This is a genomic window from Streptomyces atroolivaceus, from assembly GCF_000717025.1.
GTDB classification, from domain to species: Bacteria; Actinomycetota; Actinomycetes; order Streptomycetales; family Streptomycetaceae; genus Streptomyces; species Streptomyces atroolivaceus.
In genome coordinates, this window is the sequence record NZ_JNXG01000029.1 from 1 (window position 1) to 9,431 (window position 9,431).

General features: G+C 65.1%; 7 protein-coding genes and 1 pseudogene. 1 reads left to right on the plus strand and 7 read right to left on the minus strand.

Annotated elements, in window-relative coordinates; genetic code table 11:
* From OO67_RS40705 to OO67_RS37490, 3 genes and pseudogenes are all read right to left on the minus strand, one after another.
* A pseudogene (locus OO67_RS40705) lies at positions 1 to 128 on the minus strand (IS630 family transposase); the annotation flags it as partial.
* Between the two features lie 144 nt (positions 129 to 272).
* The gene (locus OO67_RS34500) at positions 273 to 743 is read right to left on the minus strand and encodes a hypothetical protein (RefSeq protein ID WP_033305794.1); all 471 of its coding nucleotides are present in this window, start codon (positions 741 to 743) and stop codon (positions 273 to 275) included.
* A 35-nt stretch (positions 744 to 778) separates the two neighbouring features.
* A complete protein-coding gene (locus OO67_RS37490) occupies positions 779 to 994 on the minus strand; it encodes a hypothetical protein (protein ID WP_078598500.1) in 216 nt (71 codons plus the stop codon).
* A gap of 33 nt (positions 995 to 1,027) precedes the next feature.
* On the opposite strand from OO67_RS37490, the gene OO67_RS37495 reads away from it, so the two are divergent.
* Positions 1,028 to 1,549, plus strand: a complete 522-nt coding sequence (locus OO67_RS37495; protein WP_078598502.1) for a hypothetical protein — start codon at positions 1,028 to 1,030, stop codon at positions 1,547 to 1,549.
* 177 nt (positions 1,550 to 1,726) lie between these two features.
* Here the strand turns inward: OO67_RS37495 and OO67_RS34510 are convergent, their stop codons facing one another.
* The 4 genes from OO67_RS34510 to OO67_RS38425 form a co-directional block, all read right to left on the minus strand.
* Positions 1,727 to 2,614: an IS3 family transposase gene (locus tag OO67_RS34510; protein WP_033305796.1), complete on the minus strand. Its 888-nt coding sequence runs from the start codon at positions 2,612 to 2,614 to the stop codon at positions 1,727 to 1,729.
* Positions 2,611 to 2,910, minus strand: a complete 300-nt coding sequence (locus tag OO67_RS34515; RefSeq protein ID WP_033305797.1) for a transposase — start codon at positions 2,908 to 2,910, stop codon at positions 2,611 to 2,613. The genes OO67_RS34510 and OO67_RS34515 overlap by 4 nt, the downstream gene beginning before the upstream one ends.
* Before the next feature lie 309 nt (positions 2,911 to 3,219).
* Entirely contained in the window at positions 3,220 to 4,731 is a 1,512-nt protein-coding gene (locus tag OO67_RS34520; protein ID WP_244300457.1) for a N,N-dimethylformamidase beta subunit family domain-containing protein, read from the minus strand.
* A gap of 263 nt (positions 4,732 to 4,994) precedes the next feature.
* Positions 4,995 to 9,317, minus strand: a complete 4,323-nt coding sequence (locus OO67_RS38425; RefSeq protein WP_157841778.1) for an FG-GAP-like repeat-containing protein — start codon at positions 9,315 to 9,317, stop codon at positions 4,995 to 4,997.
* Between the last annotated feature and the right edge of the window lie 114 nt (positions 9,318 to 9,431).

Consider the following 9,431-nt stretch of genomic DNA (forward strand, 5'->3'; position numbering starts at 1 on the left):
CCCTGCGCGGACAGCAGCACCATCTGGGCCCGTCGCCAGGTCACCACCGACCCGGTGCCCCTGCGGATGATCCGCAGCAGCCGCCGCCCCTCGTCATCAATCTCACGGACCTGCACTCGTATCGCCACCCGGACAGAGTGACCGACACGCCCCGCCCGGCACAGCACCCGGACGGCGCGTCACATCACAACAGGGCAAACGTTGCCTGATCCGGCACTATCTGCTCCCCCGGCTGCGGAAACGATACTGCTTGCCTGGGCCAACCTGCCGAGTTACGGCTGCTTCCAAGGTGGATGTCGGTGCAGATAGCCATCGTTAGGACAGCCGGCATCAGGGTACCCAGTCGGACACATCGACGGGTCGTCTTCGTCACCGAAGAGATAGACGAGCACCTCGCAGTCGCCGGCGGAGAAGATTATCGACAGGACGCTGCCGCGTGTGGTCGTCTCCTCAGCATCATTGGGCTGGTCGGCATCAGCCGTGGCATAGAAGGTCCATCGGCCAGATGTCAGCGCCGAAGGGCTCCCGCAGTCCGACGCGACGGGCAGCTCGTCGAAGTGCTCGGCAACGAAGGTGTGATCCTCATGGAAGGTCAGCGACGCACCAGCCCTGCTGGTCCATCGCCCCTCAACTTGATCCACTGAAACCTCTGTGGCATAGATCCTCGCAGCCCACCCGCAGGACACCGTCAGGGCTACCGCCATACCAATGAAGGCGATCGAGCACCACAAGTGTCGACTCACGCCAGCCCCTCCCCATACCCCCGGACACCCGCCCCTCACGGCCCCTCACCGACCGAACCCCCAGCATATTTGAACGCGATCAAAATGGTGCAGTAATCCGTCATCAGGGAAGCAGCGGGGCAGGACACCATCCTCCAACCATCACTCAGCGTGTTCCCATCACGGAAGTTGAGCCAGAACCCGAGATTCGACAGCACCACCAAGAGGGCGGCCGGGGTGGGCACCGAGTCCTGGCGTACGTTCGAACCCATGACGTGCACCCTGAGATCCCGGCTGGTGGCCCGGTGAGCGGCTGGTGGGTCTACCTGGAGGAACGGACCCGCCGAGAGGTCGATGCCGACGTGCTGCGCGACCGCCGACTGTCGGCGGTCAGGTCCGTCTGGGAGGCGCTGCGCCCGCTGGGGGTTGGCCTGCATGAAGCCGAGCGGGTGGTCCACGCGCGATACGAGGCTCTGGGCGACCGTGTGCAGCGCACGCCGCCTGATCCGCTGGATCTCCCCTCGCTCGCAGCCCGCGCCGCGGCTCTCCCAGGCCGTGTGACGGCGGTGGAGGCGCTCTGGGACGGCGATACAGTGCACGATTGGTTCGTGCTCCTGGTCGCGGTGCTGGACGCCCCAGATGGGGAGGGCCACCTGGCGACTGTCTACCACCGATCCGACGGCCCTCCTCCTGGTGTTGTCGCCGCCGAGGCCGGCCGGGCGCTCGCCGACCACCTTCGCGTGCCCTTCCACTTCGCGTCCCCGGACGTCCCTGATGACGACGCCCCGCGCTGGAGGACGATCCAACGGTTGGAGGAAGGGCCGTGAACGGAGGCATGGACGGAGCGCGGCGACCCCAAGGAGGCCGGACGACATGGTGCCTCCCGTTCTCATGAACATGGCCTCGGGGCCGATCCGCCTGCCTCCCGAGATGGTGACAACTGCTGTCCGCAAGTCGTGAACAGAGCCAGCTGAAATTTCCCCGTGATCCTGGACACTCGATCTTTATGCTGCGAGGTCGTGTTGGTGCCGCTGTCGGGTCTCGGCCGGGGTGAGGTAGCCGAAGGCCTTGTGCTTGCGCAGGCGGCGGCGATTGTAGAACGTCTCGATGAAGTCGAAGACCTCGGCGCGAGCGGTGGCCCGGTCGGGCCAGAGCCGGGTGCCGATCTCTTCTTTGAGTAGGGCCCAGAAACTGTTCGCGGCGGCATTGTCGAAACAAGATCCGGTGCGTCCGCAGCTCTGTCGGAGGCCCAAATCGCTTATGTAGTGGCGGAAGAGGCTGCTGGTGTATTCGCTGCCGCGGTCCGAATGCGCTATGCAACCGGGCTGTAGGCGACCGCGTCCGGCTGCCATCTTCAGCGCGTCGACGACGAGGTCGGCGCGGTGGTGGCCGGCCATCGAATAGCCGACGACCTCGCGGGTGGCCAGGTCGAGCCAGCAGGCGAGGTAGAGCCAGCCCTCGCCGGTGGGCAGGGCGGTGATGTCGCCGACCAGCTGCGTGCCGGGTGTCTCGGCGTAAAAGTCGCGGCCGATCAGATCGGGGGCCGGCTTCGCCTTCTTGTCCGGCCGGGTCAGCGACCGTCGCCTGCGGCGGTGGGCTCCCTGGATGCCGTGCTCGCGCATCAGGCGGGCGACCCGTTTGCGGTTCACGCATCGTCCCAGACGCCGCAGCTCGGCATGGACGCGAGGGACCCCGTAGGTGTGGCGGGAGGCGACGTGGATGACGGTGATCTCGTGGGCCAGGGCATCGTCGGCGGCCTTGCGGGCCGCGCGGTTCGTAGCCGCGGCGAGCCAGGCATAGAAGGAGGAGCGGGCCACCTTGAGCAGCCGGCAAAGGAGAGCGACGCCGTGGGTGGTCTTCTCCGCCTCGATGAACGCATACGTCTCGTTCACCGATCGCTTTCCTTCGCGAAGAAGACCGCGGCTTTTCGTAGCACCTCGATCGTCTTGGCCTGCTCGGCGTTCTGCCGACGCAACCGCTTGAGCTCTTCGCGTTCGGCCGTCGTGAGCTCGCCCGGCGCACCCTCGCCCCGGTCCGCCCTTGCCCGGCGGCACCAGCCGCGCAGGGACTCCGAGCTGATGCCCAGCTCCCGGGCGACGGCGGTGACCGTCTTGCCCGAGGAGTCGACGAGCGCGATCGCGTCCCGCTTGAACTCCTCGGTGTACCGCTTCGTGTACTTGCTTCCCACCTGGCGCTACTTCCCTCTGGAACCTCAGGTCCCAGTCTCCAGGTGTCCACGATCAAGGGGAAGCTTCACACGTGCGCTCGCCCGGTTCAACGACTTGACCATCGATCTCCGGCAGGAGGACGAGGTCTTGTTCGCCGGTGGTTGAGCAGGGTCGTTCGCCTTGTTGCAGGGCGCGCTGATCTATCCGACGCTGGCGGGCGCTCACCGAGAATTCCGTGGTTCACGGTGAGCTGGGCAAGCCCCCGATCTTGACCTCAGTGCCTTCCAGACCTGTGAACGACTGCTGTCGTTCCGACAGAGCCAGTCCTGCTATGGCCTATTGCGAGGTTCCAGCATGCGAGTGATGAGGTTGCCGGTGGCTCGCTGGACGTGCGGGTTGCGGTGGTTGGAGTCGTTAAGAGCGAGCGGCCAGTGGAAGGTGCCGGCGACGAAGACGAGGGTCCCCTGGTGGTTCTCGCAGAGGCTGGTGTTCTGCACGGCGCGGCCCCGGTTGCGGCTGTCGACGTAGGGGGATGCGGCGAGCAGGGTCTGCTTGGTGTCGGCGGGCTGGGGCATCGCGGGGTTGAAACCGTCTGCTTCGACGGCGATCAGGTCAGGTATTTCGTCTCCGTCCCGCAGGCCCGTTCCTGACCAGAACCAGTGCTTGCTCTCGCTGACCACCAGGGGGACGGGTTTCGCGAGGATGCCGTTGTACTGGACGCCCATCAGGCGCTGTTCGGCTTTGTGGTGCTTTTTGCCGAGGTGGCGCCATCGCACGGTCGGGCCGGCTTCGCCTGGTTCCGGGTCTGGGGCTTCCTTGTAGCAGGTCACCACACGGGAGGGCCGGTCTTCGGTGCCTGCCTCGAGACGTATGTGGAAGTAGATGTTGTTTGAGGCGAGGAACGCCAGGTGGGTTCCGGCGTCCACGGCGCTCTCGGCGCAGTCGCGCATCTCCTTGGACCAGTATTCGTCGTGTCCGGAGAAGACGATCGCGGTGTACTGCGAGGGGTCGATGCGTCCCTCGTGCAGATCGACGCTGGTGGCATAGGTGATGTCGTAGCCGGAGCTCTCCGCCCACCGTGCCGCGCTCATATCCATGTCGAACCAGCGGGGCAGGCCGAGCTGCATGTACGGCCGGTCGAAAGAGACCTTGAAGGCGCGTTCCGGGTTGCCGCCTATCTCACCGTCGGCGGTGTACCCCTTGTACAGGTTTTTCCCCGTACGACCATCGAGCGGCCACATGTTGTACGCCTGATACGTGGTGAAGGGGACGACCATCAGGACATCGGAGTGGCGGGCGGTGTCCCGCACGACGAAGGGCGTGTAGCTGCGGTGGCCGTCCTGGGAGGTGAAGACGGCAAGGAATATCCCCGACACCCACGTTTTCGGTATCTCCAGCGTCCAGGAGACCGGCCAGTCGCAGGAGATGAGACCGGTCGCCGGCTGCGTGTCAGGCTTCTTCTGCGGTTTGACCTTCACCGGCTCGCTGGTCAGGAGATGCCTGGCACCGACAGCTGCGTAGTGACCGATGCGGTAGACCGCTATGGTGCAATTCTGTGCGGTATGAGAGGCGATATGGAAATCGATAGATTCGCCGTGGCCGACCGAGGTCGCTGATGCGTAGCCCTGGACCTGCGCAAGATCATCGGTCACGCCCTTGAGGCCGTCACGTCCCAGCGGCCACTGGTCCGAGCCGATGGCCGTGTTCTCCCGAACGACGGGGTTGTTGCCGGTTCGCGCTGCCGGACGCGTGGGAAGAGGTCCGGCCTGTTCGCGCAATTGATAGCCGACGAAGCCGACTGCACCGAGACTGATAGCCCCCAGTGCGGTACGACGGGTCACCTTCGACACAGGAAAGCTCCGAGGCCTGGACGCCAGGCCTCACGCCTCTCGCGTCGATTCAAGGTGTGACCGGTGAGCAACGAAACCTCTTGGGTGCTTCCAGTCAACAGTCGTTCATCATATGTATGTAATGCCCATGCCGAGTCATTGTTGCGATGTGTTATGGGACACACGCCGGGGCCCGCTGGTCACGAAGTTCGGGGGCCAGAGGCGCGTTGAGTCCCGGGGTGGTGGCCCTCCGTGGAGGACCACCACCCGTTCAGTCAGCTTCCGTATCGCTCAATCACGTAGGACCGTGGGTAGCTGTAGCCAGAAGTGACGCCCCAGCTGCTCACCGGCTTGGCGAACTTGCGTCCCGCTGTCGCCGACCATGTCCACGCCTTGATGCTGCCGTCGTCGTAGCCGTAGAGAGCGCCGAGGTCGTCGAGGCCGTCCCCGTTGTAGTCGCCGATGACGATCGACATGTGGTCTCGCCACATGTTGTCCGGAGGCGTGGTCCACGCCTCTGCCACGGAGCTAAACGCGCCCGTCGCGCTGCTCGGGAACACGTAGATGCTGTCATGTCCGTCGGCGTAGTCGTACCAGGCGGCGATGTCGTCCCGGCCGTCCCCGTCGAAGTCGCCGGCATGTACCGACGTCCGGTCCCAACTGCCCCACGTGGCACTGCCCCATGAACCGACAGGATTGCTGAAGCCTCCTGTGGGTGTGGCGAGGAACGTCCAGATCTTGTTGCTGCCGTCCGTGTAGCCATGAAAGACGGCAATGTCGTCCCGGCCGTCACCGTTGAAGTCTCCAGCCACTGGCTTGTCCCGGGAAGCTTCCCAGCCGCCGGTTGGGCGGGTCATCGACTCGAACGGAGCGTTGAAGCCGCCCCGGACATTCGCGGTGAAGGTCCACAGCGTGTCCCGGCCGTCGGCGTAGTCGTACCAAGCCGCGACATCATCCCTGCCGTCACCGTTGAAGTCGCCGCTGCTGACCGTCATCCGAGCAAAGCTCCACATGCCGGCCGCTACCTGCCACGACTTGGAGGGCGCTGAGAACTTACCACTCGTGCTTCCCAGCCACGTCCACAGGGCGACCTGCCCATCGGCATAGCCGTAGACAGCGGCCACGTCACCGATTCCGTCGCCGTTGAAATCGCCCGTCGTGCGCTTCATCCTGCTTGCCGTCCACCCTGTTGGCACGTTCCACCCAGTGAGCGGGTTTTTGAACGTTCCGTCAGAGTTCGTCAGGAAAGTATGGATCGTGTCCGACTCGTCTGCATGGTCGTACCAGTCAGCCATGTCGCTTCGGCCGTCGCCGTTGTAGTCATGCCGCTGAGCTGTGCCGCTGCTCCACAGCGACTGGCCTCTGACGTTGTGGATGACGAGGCTGCCACGGTCCTGGAGGACGGCGTATCCCTCGGCGCCAGTGGTCTTGGAGTCCCACAGAACGGTGCTGCCGTCTGCTCCGACGACCACAAGGTTGCCGCTGGCCTGCATGACGGCTTTGGCTCCGACATTTCCTGCGGTCTTGGTCGACCACAGGACGCTGCCGGACTTGGAAGTGATGGCGAGGTCGCCGTCTGACCGCATGGTGAGGGTGGCGGAGCGGGAAGTGTAGGACTGCCCGCTGGCAAGGGTGGTGCCGGCGGGGATGCGTGTGCCGCCTACAGCGCCGTCGATGGAGAAGTAGGAGGCGAAGGACATGTTGTCCGCGCCGGGGGTTTTGCCCGGCCAGCCGATCATGGTGTTGTCGGTTTTGCGGCCCCAGAGGTCAGCCAGGCCGTCGCCGGTGACGTCGCCCACGGAGTCGATAATCGGGTAGAGGGAGGCAGGATAGCCCACACCGATCTTCACGCGGCTGGCAGCGTTGCCCCAGGTGGTGGGGTCAAGGATTCCGGTTTCTCCCTTGCGGCCCAGCGCCCGGTACATGTCTCCTGATGCGTTGTCGCGGAGCCACAGGTCAGCGACGCCGTCACCGTTGAGGTCGCCGGGAGCGATGACGGTGTACTTGTCCCAGTCGCTGGCTCCCACGAGAACGGGTGTGCTCAGCCGCTTGGTGTAACTGCCGTAGTAGGCCCACAGCAGCTTGCCCTGCTTGACCAGGAGGTCTGGCTTCCCGTCGGCGTTGATGTCGCCCGGGGTGACGATCTGGTCCGCGTCGCTCCAGTGGTCGTTACCCGTCCACCCGGGCTCGCCGACGCAGCCGTAGTCCTCGTCGATTACAGGGCACTTGACGGTCAGAGCCTGCTTGCCCTCCTCGTAGTCCGTGGTGGCGATGCCGAGCCCGTTGTTGGTGTAGGTCCACAGGTTCTTCCGCTTGGCCACGGTGTCGTACTCGAGGGCGACCAGATCGGTGTAGCCGTCCTGGCCCCAGTCGGTGCGGTAGGTCACCTGAGCGTCGGCGAATGCCTGCCCGCCGTTGGCGGCTGAGGCGAACGTGCCGTTCTGCTGACCGGAGTAGGTCAGCAGGGTGCCGTTGGAGTCGATGCTCCAGAGGTCCTTGTTCCCGTCGCCGTTCAGATCGCCCGGCGCGTCACGCTGCGCGGAGCGGGTGGCGTAGAAGACGTAGCTTGCGGTGTCGGACCTGTTGCCGGCCTTGTCGACGCTGTACGCGTAGACGAAGTGCGGGCCGTACCCCGGCGGGAGCACGGGGACCGGGACGCCCGGATCCGCCTCACTGATCTGCGGTTCGGAGTCCGTCCACCACACGTAGTGGTCGACGTCCGTCACTCCGTTGGCGCCCAGGGTGAACCAGCCAGTCTGGCGGGCCTTGCCGGTCACTGCCGGCCAGCCGCTGTCACCCGGAGGGAAGATCCCGTCCTTCGAAGTGATCGTGGGCGGCAGCCCGGGGCGCGTGCGGTCCACGGAGAACTTGCAGGTGGCACTCCACGCCGAAGTGGCACCGTCGGCATCCTTCGCCCGTACTCGCCAGGTGTAGGAACCGGTGGGAAGCTTCCCATCGGCTACCGGCAGCGTCACGACACGCTTCTTGAGCGCCGAAAGCGACTGATCGACCACGGCTGTTGTACTGCCGGTGGAGAAGACCTGGAACTGAGCGGTGAGGTTGCCTGCGTCCGGGTCGTCCACGGTGGCGTGGACACTCACCCTGGTGTTGCCGATGAGACCGCCCGAGGAGCAGGACGATTTCGGGTTCGTGCCCAGGCCGTAGGGGGTCTTGGGCGGGTTGTTGTAGGTGGTCTCCAGGACTGCGGTCTTGGGGTCGAACTTCTTCCAGCCGAACGTGTCTTCCTCGTCCGCGGCGTACAGGCCCAGCGTGAGGCTCGACCACTTGCCTGCAGCCGCCTCGCGCACCTTGGAGGTGATGTCGAACTCGAGGTTGCCGGCGCCGCAGTCGTTGCTCCACCCCTTGGAGTCGTTCACCGTCTTCAGCGGGGCGGCCCCGATCTCATCGGGACGGTTGGCCCAGGTCGTCTTCTTCGAGATCGGCGTGGTGTGCCACAGCTCGACCTCCCGGGCCTGGCACGACCAGGACCAGACGTTCTTGATCCGGAACGTCGAGGACTTGACCAGGGCGCCCTTGATGTTGTCCGTGTCGATCTGGAAGAAGGACCGTGAGACCCGGTTCTGGCAGCAGGTCTGGGCCTCGTACCCCACGCGTGCCACTTCGTTCGCGTTCCAGAAGGAGGAGTTGGGGTACTCCTTGTAGATCCGGGTCCAGTTCTCCTTCTTGCCCCACGCCCACGAGGGGTCGATGAAGACGGGGTAGGTGGTGTCGGACGCCTGCAGGAGCGCCTGGTCAGGCTTGATCTCGATGGTGTCGGACCCGACAGTGGTTTCCATCTGCGCGTCGGTCGACCCGGGGGGCGGTTCGAACAGCTCAGAGGGAAGAGGGCTCTCCTGCGAGCTGAGCGAGGACCTGGCGGAAGGTGCTGACGACGCCGTAGTCGAGTCCCACATCAGGGGAGTGGGGCTCGTGAAAACGGTCTGGCCGGCCGGGTCGACGGCAGCCAGGCTTCCGGTCTCGGCGTCCTTGGAGACAGTCAGCCCGACAGTCTTCATCTGGTAGGTCAGCTTGCTCAAAGCGGGGTTGGCGGCCGCTGCGGGAGTCTTGACCACGAACAGCTGGGAGAACCCTTCCACCTCTGCCTTGAGCTGAAGATCGACGCCGGGCAGCACCTCACTGTAGGTAGCCACGTTCCCCGCGAGAACAGGCTTGGGCAACGCAGTGGGCCAGGACAGCGTCAGGGTGCGGCCGTCCTTCACCCCGGACAGCAGCGGGCCTGACCCGCCCCCTGAAAACGTGACGCTCACCGTGGACGCTTTCGGGACGACCGAGCCGTCCGCCGCGAACATCAGGCTCGGATCCGTCGCCACCCACGCACCATCCCGCAGCAGCCGCACGGCCGAGCCGTAGCGCTTCACGGAGAAGGAGCCGTCAGGCAGCGCCCAGGTGTCAGACGTCTCGGTGCGTGCAGATTCCAACTCAGCTGGCTTTCCAGTGGACTTCGCCGCCTGAAGCGCCTTGTCCTCCTCGCTGACCGAGCCGTCGTCCAGAGGCGTATCCGCCACGGCAGACAGGTGCGGTGCGGCAGACGCGGAGCCGACGGGCACCACCACGCCTACCGCCCCGAAGGTTGTCACCAAAGCCAAAGATATGGCTTGAAAGAGAGGTGTGGGCCTTCGCCTATCCCGTCTCGTAAATCGACTCATTTCGCTCCCCCCAGGAGTAAAGGATTTTCGCCCCAGACCATATAG

What these genes read in the sequence shown, in the direction of transcription:
- OO67_RS37490 (WP_078598500.1), bottom strand. Translation starts at nt 994, where the DNA reads ATGGGTTCGAACGTACGCCAGGACTCGGTGCCCACCCCGGCCGCCCTC.